We start from the raw sequence: 17,064 nt of genomic DNA on the forward strand, positions 1-17,064 counted from the left end.
TCATAAAGGCTTCAGAAATTGTAAAGCTTTTAGCCTCTATGTTTCTACCCTATGAACTGGGTCTTTATAAAATGATGCTTTCACAATTTCAACATAAGCTTGAATGCATTTCATGCTCAAATGCTAAGTTGAAAGAAAATCATTATTAAATAAAAAAAGCTCTTATGACTGTAGCAGTACATAAGAGCGATCATATCAATTTTAAATGGCGGTCCCGACCGGGATCGAACCGGCGATCTCCTGCGTGACAGGCAGGCATGTTAACCGCTACACCACGGGACCTCTTTAAGACATTTATAAATATATCATATAGTAAAAAGCTATGCAATATATATTTTCATATTTTTTCTTCTCATAATTTCTGCAATTGGCATCGATCTTGCAAATAAATTAATAGTTTTAACAACACTATTTAGTAGGAGGTTGGTGCCATGGTTCGGTACATATTTACACGAATTGGTTATATGATCATTACCCTTTTTATTATTATTCTACTGTCATTTTTATTAATGAAAGCTTTGCCAGGTTCACCATTTAATGATGAGCGTCTTCCGGAGCCTCAAAAAGAGCTACTTTACAAAAAATATGGGTTAGACAAGCCTGTTCCTGTGCAATTTGGCATTTATTTAACGAATCTTGTACAAGGAGATTTAGGAGTTTCTTTTGTCTTTGATAATCGACCAGTGACTAAAATTATTCAGGAACGTATCGGTGCATCGGCAATTTTGGGCTTTCAAGCCATTATAGTGGGAACAATTATTGGGCTTTTATTAGGAATTATAGCGGCTCTAAAACATAACACTATTATTGATTATGGAGCCACAATACTAGCCGTACTAGGTATATCGATTCCATCGTTTGTCTTTGCAGGCTTTCTACAATATTGGGTTGGCGTTAAACTAGGCTGGCTACCCATTGCCTTTTGGAATGGCTTTGAATATTCTATTTTACCAACGATTGCTTTAGCAGTTGGAGTAGTTGCTACAATTGCCCGTTTCACGCGCATTGAAATGCTAGAAGTACTTAGTCAAGAATACATCTTAACCGCAAAAGCCAAAGGTTTATCAAACCCTTTTATCATTACAAAACATGGTATTCGAAATGCCATGATTCCAATCGTGACTATTATTGGTCCGTTAACTGTTAACACTATTACTGGTTCACTTGTTATTGAAAAGATATTCAGTATTCCAGGTTTAGGTGAGCAGTTTGTTAATTCTATTATTACCAACGATTATCAGCTAATTATGGGAACAACTATTTTTTATGCGGTGCTATTTGTAACCGTTATTTTAATCATCGATATTTTATACGGGTTGATTGATCCCCGAATCCGTGTGACAGGAGGCGATAAGGCATGACTATAAAATTGACAGAAGGTATAACTAAGAGCTATTCAAAGGAGTTATTTGAATATGCATCGCAAACTGATATTACGGATGATATCACCTATCGTCCTGAGCAATCATTTTGGCAAGATGCATGGCGTGGTTTGCGGAAAAATAAAGCAGCTATTGTTGGGTTATGTACTATTATCGTCGTTATATTACTTGCCATTTTCGGCCCTTTTATGAATAGCCACGGTTATGATGAACAAAATATTGCGCGCACTAATTTACCTCCAAAAATTCCTGTCCTTGAGAATATTTCTTTCCTAGGCTTGAATGGTGTTGATAGCCGAGGCGTAGACCAATATGAAGCAAAAGGGATTGCAGAATATTTTTGGTTTGGTACAGATGAATTAGGTCGAGATCTTTGGACGCGTATATGGGAAGGAACACGAATTTCTCTTTATATTGCTTTTTTAGCAGCAACCATCGATCTCATTATAGGGGTTGCCTATGGGGCTGTCTCAGCATTTTATGGTGGTCGGACAGATAATATCATGCAACGTATTATTGAAGTGTTAGTTGGTATCCCTGGCCTAATTGTGAACATACTTTTGATTCTTATTTTAAAGCCAGGGATTATTTCGATTACGATTGCAATGGTGATTGTAGGCTGGATCAGTATGGCTCGAATTGTTCGAGCACAAATATTGAAGTTAAAATCATATGAATATGTGCTTGCTTCACGGACACTTGGTGCTAGTAACCAACGTCTCATTTGGAAGCATTTAATTCCCAACACGCTTGGGCCAATTATTGTTGCAACTACGTTTACTATTCCAGGAGCCATTTTCACGGAAGCATTATTAAGCTTCATCGGATTAGGGCTACAGCCTCCAACAGCTTCTTTAGGAACAATTGTCAATGATTCGTATAAATTACTACGAATTTATCCACATGGCATGATTGTTTCATCTATTGTCATTAGCTTGATTATGATTAGCTTTAATTTACTCGGGGATGGACTGCGTGATGCATTCGATCCAAAAACTCGTAAATAAGGAGATGCTCTAAATGAAAAAAATATTAGAAGTGAAAAATTTAAGTGTCTCATTCAACACATACAACGGTGAGGTACAAGCAGTACGCAACATTTCATTTGATTTATTTGAAGGTGAAACCTTAGCCATTGTAGGCGAGTCTGGCTCAGGAAAATCAGTTACTTCTAAAAGCCTTCTTCGCCTCAATCCAACTGAGACAACGATATTAAAAAGTGGACACATTTTATATAACGGACATAATATTTTTACTTGCAGTGAGCAAAAAATCCGAGCAATTCGTGGAGCTGAAATAGCCATGATATTTCAAGATCCAATGACTGCTTTAAACCCTACGATGACGATTGGTCGCCAAATAGCAGAAAGTATAAAGAAACATACAACTTTACGTGGCCAACAAATTACTAACCGTGTTATAGAACTATTGCAACTAGTCGGTATTAAAGAAGCTGATAAACGATATAAACAGTACCCACACCAATTTTCTGGAGGGATGCGCCAACGAATAGTGATTGCCATGGCGCTAGCTTGTGAGCCGCGCATCATTATTGCCGATGAGCCTACTACAGCACTAGATGTTTCGATCCAAGCACAAATTTTAGAATTACTAAAAAACATACAACAAAAAATGAATTTATCGATTATCTTTATTACCCATGATTTAGGTGTTGTCGCCAAAATGGCTGATCGTGTTGCTGTTATGTATGCTGGAAAAATAATTGAAATTGGCTTAGTTGATGAAATTTTTTATCATTGTCAACATCCTTATACACAAGGCCTACTTGCAGCCATGCCTAATCCAGATATTGATACCAATTCATTGTATGCCATTCCAGGAACACCACCAAACCTGCTTCAGCCACCTACTGGAGATGCCTTTGCAGCTCGTAATAAACATGCATTGAAAATTGACTTTATAGAGGAGCCACCGATGTTTCAAATAAGCGACACTCATTTCGCAGCAACTTGGTTATTGCATAAACACGCACCTAAAATAGTACCGATTCATCAACAACCTACACAGGTACAGCAAGAGAAAAGTAAAGCACCCACTGTATTCGATAAAGAACATCCATATTTATCATTAAAGGAGGTCAAGCAGCACTTTTCTTTAGGAAAAAACACTGTTAATAAAGCTGTTGATGGCATTACGTTCGATATTTATAAAGGAGAAATTTTTGGTCTAGTGGGAGAATCAGGATGTGGTAAATCTACAACTGGACGTTCCATAATTGGACTCAATTCGATTACTAGCGGAGAAATTCACGTTGATGGTCGTAATATCAATGACAATCAAACAAAAAAAGACAAACTAACTTTCAATAGCAAGGTGCAAATGATTTTCCAAGATCCCTATTCTTCCCTTAATCCGCGTATGAAAATAGCGGATATTATTGCAGAAGGATTGGCCATCCATGAAGTACCAAAAAGTGAATGGAAGCCCAAAATATATGAGCTATTAAAAATAGTAGGATTAACAAAGGAGTATGCAAACCGTTATCCTCACGAGCTTAGTGGTGGACAACGTCAGAGGATTGGTATTGCACGTGCTCTTGCTGTAGAACCTGAGCTCATCATTGCAGATGAACCTATTTCTGCGTTGGACGTGTCCATCCAGGCACAAATAGTGAATCTACTGAAAAAGTTACAAAAGGAACGTGGATTGACCTATCTTTTTATTGCACATGACTTGTCGATGGTGAAATATATTAGTGATCGTATTGGTGTGATGTATCGAGGAAAAATCGTTGAGCTAGCAGACAGTCAAGAGCTCTATGATCACCCAGTACACCCTTATACGAAGTCATTATTATCAGCCATTCCATTGCCAGATCCTAAGTTAGAGCGAGAACGCAAACGCATTATTTTTAATGAAGCTACCTATCAAGCTAGCAGAAATTATGAGAGTGAAAGCTTTGTAGAGATACGGCCTGGTCACTTTGTTATGCTGACAGAAGAAGAGCTTGTCCAATACCGTCTAGCACAAGAAGGAGGTATATCACTTTGAATATAAAGGTCACAGCCCTACTTGCTAGCTGTATTGTCATAAGTTCCCTTAGCTATACTTGGCTCCTCCATCAACCAATAACTTTTTTAACATTGATCAACAATATTTTCCTTATTTCACTTTCATTCACTATTGTAGGTGCATCATTATTTGTTGTGCAAGGTGGGCTTTTTAATGGTATCGCCTATAGTTTTAAACGTTTTTTTGCACGTGTCACTAAAAATGGTGCCTATGCCTTTGAATTAGATGGAGATTTAGAATTTGTTCATGCACCTTCCTACACCTTCACTTATCCACTATTACTAGCGGGTATACTTGGCTGTTCCGCAACAGCCATTTTATCGATAGTTTTCTATCTATAAATGAAAAACAAAACCATCAATAGAATTTTGTGAAAGGTGAAAAAGGATTTCCGTTGCAGGTTAATTGCTTTCCTGTGGTTGAGCGCCGAGCCGCTTCGCTCAAATGTTTCTTTTTAGCAAAGTTTTTTAAATAAAGTCTGGTAGAGGGGTGTTGTCACTCATCACTTCTCCACATTGAAAATAAGAGGCTATCTACAAATAATGGGCTATTTTGCTCGCTACGCCTCGTATGAAAGATAAGGAAAGACGCTTTTGCATATGGCGAGACTCTGGAGCAAACGCAGTGAGTGAAGCAGCTCATCGGACGCTGGCGGAACGGAAATCACCCCCCTCGCCTTTCAAAATAGCTTTTTCTGCCGTTGACATCGCCCTTTTTCAACAACATGAAAAAATGCTGTCCTCCGAAAGTAGAGGACAGCATTTTTTAGTTTACAATTTCTACCCATTTATAGCTTATGTCAGCTGAGAATGGATGCTCATATAAATTTTTCACGTATGGTTTTGTCAAACGACTTAACCCTTTTTGAAATGTTGGAGCGAATGCTACGTCTTCCATCATTAATTTTTCAGCTTGCTGCATAAGTTCCCAGCGCTCTATAACATCAGAGGTAGTTTTCGCTTGTTTTATTAATGCATCCACTTTTTCATTTTTATAGTTGGATTGATTATAATAAGCTGTTGATTCAAATAATTCAATGTAAGTCATAGGATCTTGATAGTCAGGACCCCAACCGCCATAGTCTAAGTCAAAATCAACAGCCCCCTCTAATGCAAGTTTTTGCTTATTAGGCTGCATATTAATTGTTAGCTCTAAGCCTTCTAAATTCGTCTCTAATTGATTTTTAATAAATTCAGCAGCTTTCTTAGATTCTGCACGGTCATATGTTAAAAACTCCAGCTTTACTTGGTCTACACCAAGTTCCTTTTTGCCAGTAGCCCATAGTTCCTTCGCTAATTCGATATCTGTTTTATTCATATCACCGTTTCCATCGCGGAAGTCATTCCCCTTGTCATCTGTTGATAATCCCTGTGGTACTAAATAATAAGCAGGAATAGAACCATCCTGTAATATCACATCAGCAAAGCCTTGTTTATCCCATGCCAAATCAATGGCTTTACGAATGTTTTGATTAGCTAAATATTGATTTTCGTGATTTATACGAATAAAATACGTATTTGGCTTTAAAAACGTTGAATACTCTGGACTGTCTTTATATTGAGCGACATACTCACTCGATAACTCGGCAGTGTCTATTTCACCAGCCTCATAGAGATTGACAGCCGTTGCTGTATCTTTGACAATTTTTTGTGTGATTTTAGTAAGCTTGACAGTGTCTTTATCCCAATAACTTTCATTTTTGACGAACGTCCATCCTTGCCCATGTTGCCAAGATTCCATCTGGAAAGGACCATTATAGATCATATTAGCCGCTTCTAGCGCATATTGATCGCCTTGGGATTCTGTAAATTCTTCATTTAATGGGAAGAACGGTGCATAAGTCGTTAAGCTAATAAAATACGGAATAGGCGCATTTAGTTGCACTTCTAATGTTTCATCGTTTAACGCCGTAATACCTATTTCCTCTACCTTTCCATAAAGTGGGTCCTCTTCTGTTTGAACATTGGCCGCATTTTTTATATCCAACATTAAGTAAGAATAAATTGCTTGTGTTTCTGGGTTTATAGCTCTTTTCCAAGCATATTCAAAATCATGTGCTGTAACTGGAGACCCATTACTCCACACTGCATCCTTGCGTATTTTAAATGTATAAACTGTACCATCCTCAGAAACTTCATGTGACTCTGCCATACCCGGAACTGGTGTATTTTCAGGCCCTATACGATATAACCCCTCGAACACAGAGTTCATTGCCGTCACAGCAAGTGCATCTACACTCCCCAATGAGCTCATTGTCGTTAAATCACCTGTTGCAACTAAATGAAGCTCTTGTGCAGCAGTATTGTCGCCTTCATCAGTAGATGCATTGTCTGATTCATTACTATTTGTAGTATTTCCAGAAGTATTGTTTTCTTTCCCGTAACAACCGACCAATACAATGAGCATTAATCCTAACAATACGACAAGCCATTTTGTTTTTTTAGCCATCCTCAAAACCCCTTTGATTTTATTGCACGAATGAAATCGCACTATAAAAATCTATGCAATTTTCATGCCGACGCCAAATATTTTTAAAATTGGCACAGATTTTGCATTATAATTTCACTAAAGGGGGAATGACAACATGTCAAAATTAGAACAATTACGAAATGCTTTACAAGCACAAGATACAAGCGCAATGATTATCACAAATGCACAAAACCGACGTTATCTAACAGGATTTACTGGAAGTGCAGGAACGGTTGTAGTAACTAATAGGCGCGCACTTTTATTAGTGGACTTCCGCTACACACAACAAGCAACGGAGCAAAGTAAAACTTTCGAGGTTCATGAGATTGATCGCAACCGTATATATGAAACGATTCAAGAGATTTTAGATCAAGATTCAATCCAATCAGTTGGCTTTGAACAACATCACGTAACTTATTACGCCTATCAATTAATGGCTAATAAATTGACAGCAACATTAAAGCCTTTATCTAATATTGTGGAAAATTTACGTATGATTAAGACACCAGAAGAAATTGAAATAATTAAGAAGGCAGCTTGGATTTCAGATGAGGCATTTAAGCATATTTTAACATTCATTAAACCGGGTGTTTCAGAAATCGAAATTGCCAATGAATTGGAATCCCATATGCGAAAAAACGGTGCAACTAGTGCTGCATTTGATATGATTATCGCTTCAGGTCATCGCTCTGCTCTACCACATGGTGTAGCATCTTCAAAAATAATTGAGCAAGGTGACATGCTAACACTTGATTTTGGTGCTTATTATCAAGGCTATCGTTCTGACATGACAAGAACTATTGCTGTTGGTGAGCCACCTGAACAATTAAAAGAAATATATCAAATTGTTTATGATTCCTTGCAACATGCTCTTTCTAATATGAAAGCTGGTATGACAGGGCAAAATGCAGATAGCTATACACGTGACTACATTACAGCTAAAGGCTATGGGGACAATTACGGACATGGAGCAGGACATGGCATCGGGTTAGATATCCATGAAAATATATTCATGTCGTCAGTTTGTGAAGACATCTTAGAAGAGAATATGGTACTTACAGTTGAGCCAGGCATTTACGTTCCACAAGTTGGCGGTGTTCGCATAGAAGATGATGTCATCATTACAAAAGACGGTGTAGAAGTGATCACACACTCACCAAAAGAACTCATTATTTTATAATTTCTTTACACTTATCCTATAGATGTTTACTTTTTTTACACTGTTTAAAAACCTTTCATTTCAACATTTTGAGCTTTTTATTGGAAGCTTATAATATATTTCGTTGCACATGTCAAAATTTCTTGTCACTATATTTTCTAAGGTTAGATAGATTGATAGAGAATCGAGGTTTTATTATGCAACTTTCTATTAAGCAAACACAAGAATTACAAATAGTTATGTCTGCCCAACTTCGTCAGGCAATCGAGCTACTCCAATATTCAACTCAGGAATTAGAACAATATATACGTGAACAAGAACTCGTTAATCCTTTAATTGAATTAAGTGAACCAACACTTAAAGACCATCTACAGATTCCAAAAATGAGTAGCAGACATCTTGATATTATGCATCTTGCCACAAAATGTGAAAAAAATGTTCGTGATGAACTATTCCAACAGGTCAGGCTAACATTTTCTAACGAAAAGGACATTCAACTCTTAAAACATATTATTTATCATTTAGATGACAATGGTTATTATGAGCATTCAACACAAACGTCTTATAATGACCTAGAAATTGAAAAGGGCATTCATTTATTACAAACAATTGGTCCCTTAGGAATTGGTGCACGCAATTTGAAGGAATGTTTACTATTGCAAACCATTTATTGTCATAACAGCCCTGCTCATGCTGAAACCGTTATTTCTAATTATCTAGAAGAGCTTGCCAATAAGAAGTGGAAACAAATCTCAAAAGAGCTGGATATATCGCTAAGTGACTTACAAATGATCTATCTTTTTATACAATCACTACAGCCAAAGCTGAGCTCATTATTTTATCAAGAGTTGGTACATATGACGATACCAGATATCATTGTTGATATCGTTGATGGTGGGATTACCTTTTCGTTAAATGATTATTATTTACCAAAAGTTAATATTCACGCTGACTACTTTCCTTATATAAAAACGCATTCCTCAGAGAAGAGTTATTTTAAAAAACACTTAACTGACTACCACTGGTTAGTTAACAGCATTGAACAACGTCGAAATACAATGATCAATATCATGAAGGCACTTATTGAAAAACAAAAGAAGTTTTTTCTATATGGCTTTGATGCCATGCAACCACTTACGTTGCGTGAAATTGCTGACCAAATAGATGTTCATGAATCAACGGTTAGCCGCATTACAACGAATAAATATGTACAAACTGCTTTTGGCACATTTGAATTAAAAGAATTATTCACCTCTAAATTGTCAACAGCAAATGGTCATAGTGTGTCGCAAATAAAGGTGAAGTCATTGCTGTCAGACTATATAAAATCTGAAAATAAAGTAAAGCCCTTCTCTGATCAAAAAATAGCTGAGTATTTTAACTCTGCGTTGGGAATTGAAATATCTCGTCGTACCATAGCAAAATATCGCGAGGACATGAACATACCTTCCTCTGCTAGACGTAAAATAAACCAGTTTAAATAATGAGAAAAGGAGCTATCTATTGGGGGTAGCTCCTTTTCCATCTAAACAAATTTAAAGCAGACTCACTTATTATTGCTTCATATTGACAAATACACTTTTCACCTCAGTATAATTGGACAAACCATATTCGCCGCCCATTTCACGACCAATACCTGACTGTTTATAGCCACCAAATGGCATCGTTTCCCATTCTAAGCCAAAATCATTAATCCATACTGTTCCTGCCTGTAGTTTACTAGCAATATAATGTGCTTTTTTTACATTTTCTGTCCAAATGCTTGCAGCAAGTCCATACTTACTATTATTAGCACGCACGATCACTTCTTCTATTGTTTCAAACGATAGAATAGACATAACAGGTCCGAAAATCTCCTCCTGAGCAATCGTCATCGTGTCCTGTACATCAGCAAAGATAGTTGGTTGTACAAAAAATCCCTTTTGGAGTGCTCGATTACCACCAGCTACTAAGCGAGCACCCTCTTCTTTTCCTTTTTCAATAAAACCAAGGACTGTATTTAATTGTTTTTGTGACACTAACGGGCCCATTTCTGTTTCCGGATCTAGTCCTGGTCCTACCTTCAATGCCTTAGCCTTTTCTGCAAGTCGTTCAACAAATTGATTGTATAGACTACTATGCACAAATACTCGTGTACATGCGCTACAGTTTTGGCCGTGATTGTACATCGTTCCAGCAAAAGTTCCCTCTATTGCTTCCTGTACATCTGCATCTGGTAACACAATAGCAGGAGATTTCCCTCCAAGCTCTAATGTTACACTTTTCACTTCATCAGCTGCCTTTTTCATCACGTGGATTCCAGTTTTTGTTGATCCAGTGAAGGCTACTTTAGCTACACCTTTATGTGTAACAATAGCTTCTCCAGCTTCTCCCGTACCCGGTACAATATTTACTACACCATTTGGAAAACCAGCTTGTTTCATTAATTGCCCTACATATAATAATGATAATGGCGTTTCAGCCGCTGGTTTGATGACAATCGTACACCCTACAGCTAACGCTGCGCCTAGCTTCCATGCCGCCATTGCAAGAGGGAAATTCCAAGGAATAATTTGACCTACAACACCAACAGGCTCATGTACAATATAATTTAAGTAATCCTTGGATACTTGTACAGTCTGTCCTGTAATTTTTGTCGCCCACCCTGCATAATAACGGAAATGCTGAACAGTGCCATCCACATCATCTGCGAGAGCAGTTTGATATGGTTTACCATTGTCTATTGATTCAAGCTGTGCTAGCTCTTCACGATGTTCTTCTAGTAAATCTGCCAATTTATAAATAATTCGTGAGCGTTCAGCTGCCTCCATCGTTGACCATGCACCATCAAATGCTTTTTGAGCAGCTTCTACTGCAAGATCAATATCTTCTGCCTGTGCTTCGCTTACTACAGCGATGACCTCTTCATTAGCAGGATTTAGAACATTCAATGTTTTACCTGATTGAGCTTGCATGTATTCACCGTCGATATACAAGCCGATTGTGGACTGTAGAAATTCCTTTACTTGTGGTTTTAATGTCAACACTGCCTCCATCATTCATCCCCCTTTGCATTAATAATGTTCAATTGCCAGTACGTCTAAATTAGTCATAATTGCTTTAAGTTGGGCATCTTCTTCCTCTGTTAGTGGGAGTCGTGGTAGACGACATGGTCCCCCTGCCCATCCTTTTAGTTCCATTGCACGTTTAGTGATTTGTACATATTTACCTGATCCCTCTAAAAATGCACATAAAGGTAATAAACGATCATAAATTGCCCAAGCTGCCTCTAAATTTCCTTCTTTTACTTGACTATATAACTTTGTGACAAGCTCTGGCACAATATTTCCAGATACAGAAATCCACCCAACAGCCCCAACTAAAAATGATTCTATGGCTAAGTCCTCTGAACCACAAAATACTTTAATATTATCTTGGCCTTGACGTACGATATCACGCGCTTTTCCAATACTGCCGCTCGATTCCTTAATGTGTGTAATATTTGGAACATCTCTACCTACTTTTAAAATCGTTTCTAAACCAATATCTACCCCCGAAGTAAACGGATTATTATAGATCATAATAGGGAAGCTTACAGATTCGGCTACTGATTTAAAATGAACATATATTTCCTCATCTTTTGGGTGTGCATAATAGGAATTAATCAATAATGCTGCGTCTGCGCCGGCCAGTTCAGCCTGCTGTGTATAGGTGATAGCCTCTGCAGTTGTCTCAGCAGCTGTACCAACAATCAATGTAATTCGCCCTTTAATTTGATCTACAGCTACTTCTACTGCTTTAAACCGTTCTTCTTTCGTTAAACTTACAAATTCGCCTGTACTACCGTTAATAGCAATACCTGTTACCCCTGCTTCAATAAAATGTTCAATATTTTGACGGAAACCATCCCAATCAATGTCCGTTTGGTTTTTCATTGGTGTTACTAATACCGGAAATACACCTTCTAATTTTTTCATCTTTTTTTCCTCCTCTATCCTCTTTTATTACACTATGATAAATCCATGCTGCAAAGGATCTTCACGGTCCACTACAAATTGATGGATTCCTGTGATATATCCTGTTAATGCAATTTCATAGCCAGCTTCATGCTTTTGACTAATTTCAATGCTGCTACCAAAAATACTGTCATTTTTTTTGACAGCTTCTTCCCCTAAAACTGCTAGTAACGCCAATGTACTGTCCACACCAGGTGAACGTAATATATAGCCATCTCGCTCAAAGGTAACTGACCGTACTGAACTGTCCAGCTGTTCATACATAATGACACCATCCGCTGTACTATATTTCTCACTTTCTAGTAATCCCCACGTACTGATTTCTGCTAATTCATCTAGAACAATTGCCTTTAATTGATGTGGTTTTTCTACAACAAAGTAGCGGCGCTCATTATCGATAATTACTTCGTCACCTTCTATATGCGCTGGCTTCAATGTCAAATGAACTGATAAAACAGTATCTTTCGGTTCAGAAAGTTTTACATAGGCTTCATAAACACCTTTTACTGTTTCAATAGAGTAAATATTATCTCTTGAAAGCTCTATTATTCCTTGCTCAATCAACGCTGTCATTGTGGCTACAAGTGCTTCATACTTAAAATTTGTAGAAGCCGAATGTTGGAAAAATAATAGTCGATAGGATGCAATAGCTGATGGTAAAACAAGACAGCCATTCATTCCACGGTGTCCTCTAGGTTCATTCAGAAGCAATTGTTTTGTATCTTCGAATTGCGTATTTAAAGCATGAGCCGCTTCCGTAATATTTTCATGCGCAAGTATGATTGGTGATTGCACAATAATACGAAAGGCTTCTCCCACTACTTGTGTATCGATCGTTTGAAAAGACTTATGAAAATTCATGCTTATCCTCCCTTAGTGATCCATTGGCGGAATCATCAAATAGCCCTCTTTCAGTGGATCCTGATTATTGTAAAAGAATCGATGCATACCCATAACCCAGGCAGATCCTGTTACCTCTGGAATAACAGCGGTTAGGCCACTAATAGCTACTTCTTCTAGTACACGTGCTTTAAACATTGTCCCCACAATACTTTCATAGACGAAGGACTCATTGAGAGCAAGCTCATTTTTTGAATAGAGTGTAGCAATTTTTGCGGATGTACCAGTGCCACAAGGGGAACGGTCAATCCCTCCTGGCGGAACAACAACTGTATTTTTTAAATCTGCTAATGGATTGACTGGGTCTGTATAAAACTCAATATGTGTAAGTCCATGGATAAATGGGAATTCTGGATGGACAATATCTTCCTTAGCATTCACAGCATTGCGGAGACGAATAGCTGTGTTAATAATTTTCGTTGAATTGTCTACAGCTAAGTTTAGATTGATTTTTCTAGCATCTATAATGCCGTAAAAGTTCCCTCCATAAGCTATTTCACATTCCACTACACCTAATTCAGAATCATTTATTTCAATCGTTTTTAATAGAAAGGATGGTACATTTTTAAATGTCACTTCCTTCGCTACGCCATCCACTACTTTAATCTTTACATCAATTAAACCTGCAGGTGTGTCCAATTTTATGTTTGTATAAGGTGTATTAACCTCTATTAAATTTGCTTCAATAAGTGCTGTACAAACGCCTATTGTGTCATGTCCACACATCGGCAAGTAACCACCTGTTTCTATATAAATCACTCCAAAATCTGCTTCGGGATGGCAAGGATCTGTAATGATAACACCTGACATCACACTATGTCCTCGTGGTTCATTCATAAGAAATTTTCGAATCCAGTCAAAATTCTCTTGCATAAATAACATTTTTTCAGACATTGTTTTGCCTTCAAGCTTAGGCATACCGCTTATTAATGAACGTGTTGGATTCCCGCCTGTATGGGTATCAATTGTTGTAAAGAGCTTTTGAAATTTCATTTGTGAAGTACTCCTTTCTGGAAACGACTAAGATGAACTGGTTCAGTAGGAATGCATGTATCTTTGTACTGTAGTAATTCTTGGATAAGCTTCCCAGTAACTGCAGCCAAGCTAATTCCATCTCCTTCATGACCTGCCGCAATATAGAAACCAGGCACTTCTTCTACTTCACAAATAATAGGTAAATGATCTTCCGTCCATGGTCTTAACCCTGCATATGTACGAATAATCGACATATCAGCGATTTTTGGATAAAAACGTACAGCACGTCTAGCAATCATTTTCACCACATCATGATTCACCTTCGTGTCAAAGCCTACAAATTCGCGACTACTTCCTATTAAAAAATTTTGTGCCTCTGTCGGCTCAAACACTAACGCTACTCCGTATTTTTCAATATCCACATCCACTTTACGTTCTCCACCAAATTTTGAAATTAAATAACCAAATTCCATCACTTTTCTTAGCCCTACTAGTTGCTGACGTGATGCGACAAGAATATGTCCTTTGCGAGGTTTAATTGGAATATCAACACCCAGCATTTGCCCAATAAACGGTGCCCAAATTCCACAAGCATTAATTACTTTATTTGCTGTTATCCATCCCTCATTCGTTTCAAGTAAAAATGTACCATCTGGCTGTTTCGTAATATTTTTGACTTCTGTATGTTTTTTTATCTTTGCCCCTAACTTTTCAGCTGAGTGGAACATAGAAAATGTCAGCATATATGGGTTCACTGTTGAATCGGTTTTACATTCCAATCCACCGTATAAGTCATCTGCAAAGTATTTTGACTCATTCCGCAAGTCCTCACGATCTAACATTGTAAAATCTAAACCCGCCTCCCGTTGACGATTAACCCACTGCTGAGCAGCCTCCATCTCTAGCTCACTTTCACAAACAAGAATGCTGCCAGGATTCCGATATTCAAAGCTCATATCTAACTCTCGATTTAACTCATGTACTAATCTTTGACTGACTAAAGACATTTGACTGTCAAAGCCAGGATCTTTATCAATAGCTAAAATATTGCCATCACAGCGAGAAGAAGTACCACTCGCAAGTTCATTTTTTTCAAGTATTGTGATATCAAGGCCCGCTTTTGCACAATAATAAGCAATTGCTCCACCAATAATGCCACCGCCAATAATGACGATATCATGATGGGATTTCTTCATGTCTCTCCCCTCCTTTTCTATTCATGACTGTATGATGCAAAAAACATGCCAATCTATCTTATTGGAATTTGTTTGATAAACTAGTCACTATGTGTCAAAATTATTTATATTATTCAAAATAATTTGACAAATAAATAATGAGGGGGGACTTACATTGCATCCATATCATTTAATAATGAATAAAATATTAAAACGTAACTTTGCTATTATTTCTACTGACGATATAGTGTCCAAAATAAACGATGACAGCAAACAATATTTTGTGCTTGAAAATAATAAACCCTATGCAACAATGCGCGGTAAAAGAAAAAATGATGTTCACTATGTTGCTTGTCATACCATCCAGTTGGATTGCCCACTCAACATAGCTATTGAATATATGAAGGAATATGAATTTTTACTAGTTTGTAGTGAGGAAAAACAATATTTAGGATATTTATGGAGAGAGTCCTTAGTATACGATCTTGCCTATGAATTAGAATGTGGCAATGCTTATTTACAAACCATTTTAGACACAATAAATGAATCATGTACTGTCATTGATGCTGAACAAAATGTTGTTTATTGGACGAAGGGAGCAGAAAGCATTTTTTCTGTGTCTGGAGAAAATATTATTGGAAAGCCCATCACTCAATTTTTCAAAGAAGATCAACTAGAAATTTTACATACTTTACAGCATAGAAAATCTGTTTATCAACAGCAGCATTTTCCTCGGGAAGATCTCGTCGTCATGATCAATTCAAACCCTGTTATGCTGCATGATAAGACAATTGGGGCAGTCGTTGCTGAAACTGATATTACCCATGTCAAAAAATTAAACGAAGAGCTTCATCTTACATCTGAAAAATTATTGAATTTAGAGAAACAGATGAATACTAATGGCTTAGCCTATGATCCATTTACACTTATTCGTGGCAATAGTCCAAAGCTTAAAGAAGTATTAGAAAAAGTAAAAAAGGTAGCAGAAACCGAGGCAAATATTTTAATTTACGGAGAGAGTGGAGTTGGTAAAGAACTGTTTGCACGTGCAGTTCATGCCATTCGAGAAAAGCCTGAAGCACCATTTGTCGCTATCAATTGTGGAGCCATTCCTAGTGGCTTATTTGAAAGTGAGATATTTGGTTATGAAAAAGGAGCTTTTTCTGGAGCCCATCAAAAAGGAAAAAAAGGTAAAGTAGAGCTTGCACGTGGAGGTACTTTATTTTTAGATGAAATTGGTGAAATGCCGCTAGAAATGCAAGTAAAGATTTTGCGATTGCTACAGGAAAAAACGTTTTATACAGTTGGCGGTACAAAGGAAATGGACGTTGAATTTAATTTAGTAGCTGCTACTAATAGAGATTTAAAGCAATTAGTGGCAGAAGGAAAATTCAGAGAGGATTTATATTATCGACTGAATGTGGTGAATTTCACAGTTCCCCCGCTTCGAGAGCGAGCATCAGATATTTTAGAAATTAGCAATTATTTCTTATATGAAAAATCGATTAAATATAATCGACCTATTCAAGGAATCCCAACTGAAATAGCCAATGTTCTTTTAAAATACCAATGGCCAGGCAATGTACGAGAATTATCTAACGTTATCGAGCGACTTGTTGTATTTTCTGATGAGGGAGCCATTCATATGGAAGACTTACCTACGGATATTTTAGCAGCTATGCCAAAAGATGAAAAGTTGGAAGTTAAGAGGGATTTTCCTCTAGGGACAGAGCTTAACAATCAACTTGAACATTATGAACGAGAAATTATTTTAGAACAGCTTGCCAAAGTAAATGGTAATAAAAAAATATGTGCTAAAAACTTAGGCATTACTCGTGCCACTTTATACAATCGATTAAAAAAATTAAACATAGATGTCTAACTTTTTAAAATAAATGTCAATGTTTCTATACACTACTTTCACATATGTCTATAAAATCATTTTCTTAGCGACTTTCTTTTTTCTGGCATAGTTT

Annotated in this window: 13 protein-coding genes and 1 tRNA gene; 7 read left to right on the forward strand and 7 right to left on the reverse strand. The window is 37.2% G+C overall.

Annotated elements, in window-relative coordinates; translation table 11 throughout:
• Positions 1–206: 206 nt before the first annotated feature.
• A tRNA-Asp gene (locus MHI22_RS13545) sits at positions 207–282 on the reverse strand.
• 149 nt (positions 283–431) lie between these two features.
• On the opposite strand from MHI22_RS13545, the gene opp3b reads away from it, so the two are divergent.
• Genes opp3b through MHI22_RS13565 form a run of 4 tightly spaced genes read left to right on the forward strand, consistent with a single transcriptional unit; the run spans position 432 to position 4,756 of the window.
• Positions 432–1,361 (forward strand): oligopeptide ABC transporter permease, encoded by a 930-nt coding sequence (opp3b, locus tag MHI22_RS13550; RefSeq protein WP_058843570.1) that lies wholly within the window; start codon positions 432–434, stop codon positions 1,359–1,361.
• Positions 1,358–2,389, forward strand: a complete 1,032-nt coding sequence (opp3C, locus tag MHI22_RS13555) for an oligopeptide ABC transporter permease (RefSeq protein ID WP_340812213.1) — start codon at positions 1,358–1,360, stop codon at positions 2,387–2,389. The genes opp3b and opp3C overlap by 4 nt, the downstream gene beginning before the upstream one ends.
• 13 nt (positions 2,390–2,402) lie before the next feature.
• Positions 2,403–4,394: an ABC transporter ATP-binding protein gene (locus tag MHI22_RS13560; RefSeq protein ID WP_089934215.1), complete on the forward strand. Its 1,992-nt coding sequence runs from the start codon at positions 2,403–2,405 to the stop codon at positions 4,392–4,394.
• Complete coding sequence (locus MHI22_RS13565; protein ID WP_340812215.1) at positions 4,391–4,756, forward strand: DUF3899 domain-containing protein; 366 nt, start codon at positions 4,391–4,393, stop codon at positions 4,754–4,756. The genes MHI22_RS13560 and MHI22_RS13565 overlap by 4 nt, the downstream gene beginning before the upstream one ends.
• Positions 4,757–5,180: 424 nt before the next feature.
• Here MHI22_RS13565 and MHI22_RS13570 read toward each other — a convergent pair whose 3' ends face one another.
• Positions 5,181–6,863, reverse strand: a complete 1,683-nt coding sequence (locus MHI22_RS13570) for a peptide ABC transporter substrate-binding protein (RefSeq protein WP_340812217.1) — start codon at positions 6,861–6,863, stop codon at positions 5,181–5,183.
• Between the two features lie 136 nt (positions 6,864–6,999).
• On the opposite strand from MHI22_RS13570, the gene MHI22_RS13575 reads away from it, so the two are divergent.
• Together MHI22_RS13575 and rpoN are read left to right on the forward strand one after the other, a co-directional pair.
• Complete coding sequence (locus MHI22_RS13575; protein ID WP_036119051.1) at positions 7,000–8,064, forward strand: M24 family metallopeptidase; 1,065 nt, start codon at positions 7,000–7,002, stop codon at positions 8,062–8,064.
• Between the two features lie 176 nt (positions 8,065–8,240).
• Positions 8,241–9,527, forward strand: a complete 1,287-nt coding sequence (gene rpoN, locus MHI22_RS13580) for an RNA polymerase factor sigma-54 (RefSeq protein WP_340812218.1) — start codon at positions 8,241–8,243, stop codon at positions 9,525–9,527.
• 69 nt (positions 9,528–9,596) lie between these two features.
• Here the strand turns inward: rpoN and MHI22_RS13585 are convergent, their stop codons facing one another.
• The 5 genes from MHI22_RS13585 to MHI22_RS13605 are packed head-to-tail and all read right to left on the reverse strand — an operon-like array spanning position 9,597 to position 15,109.
• Positions 9,597–11,078 carry an aldehyde dehydrogenase family protein gene (locus MHI22_RS13585; RefSeq protein WP_089934210.1) on the reverse strand — a complete coding sequence of 494 codons (1,482 nt, stop codon included), beginning with the start codon at positions 11,076–11,078 and terminating at the stop codon, positions 9,597–9,599.
• An 18-nt stretch (positions 11,079–11,096) separates the two neighbouring features.
• A complete protein-coding gene (gene dapA / locus MHI22_RS13590) occupies positions 11,097–11,999 on the reverse strand; it encodes a 4-hydroxy-tetrahydrodipicolinate synthase (protein WP_058843566.1) in 903 nt (300 codons plus the stop codon).
• Between the two features lie 27 nt (positions 12,000–12,026).
• The gene (locus MHI22_RS13595) at positions 12,027–12,899 is read right to left on the reverse strand and encodes a proline racemase family protein (RefSeq protein ID WP_089934207.1); all 873 of its coding nucleotides are present in this window, start codon (positions 12,897–12,899) and stop codon (positions 12,027–12,029) included.
• A gap of 12 nt (positions 12,900–12,911) precedes the next feature.
• Positions 12,912–13,931 carry a proline racemase family protein gene (locus MHI22_RS13600; RefSeq protein ID WP_058843565.1) on the reverse strand — a complete coding sequence of 340 codons (1,020 nt, stop codon included), beginning with the start codon at positions 13,929–13,931 and terminating at the stop codon, positions 12,912–12,914.
• Positions 13,928–15,109, reverse strand: coding sequence for an NAD(P)/FAD-dependent oxidoreductase (locus MHI22_RS13605; protein ID WP_036119068.1), 1,182 nt, complete (start codon positions 15,107–15,109; stop codon positions 13,928–13,930). Before MHI22_RS13605 ends, MHI22_RS13600 begins: the two co-directional genes overlap by 4 nt.
• Before the next feature lie 175 nt (positions 15,110–15,284).
• On the opposite strand from MHI22_RS13605, the gene MHI22_RS13610 reads away from it, so the two are divergent.
• Entirely contained in the window at positions 15,285–16,970 is a 1,686-nt protein-coding gene (locus tag MHI22_RS13610; protein ID WP_058843596.1) for a sigma-54 interaction domain-containing protein, read from the forward strand.
• Positions 16,971–17,064: the final 94 nt, after the last annotated feature.

The organism is Lysinibacillus sp. FSL L8-0312 (assembly GCF_038003285.1).
Lineage (GTDB): Bacteria > Bacillota > Bacilli > Bacillales_A > Planococcaceae > Lysinibacillus > Lysinibacillus fusiformis_D.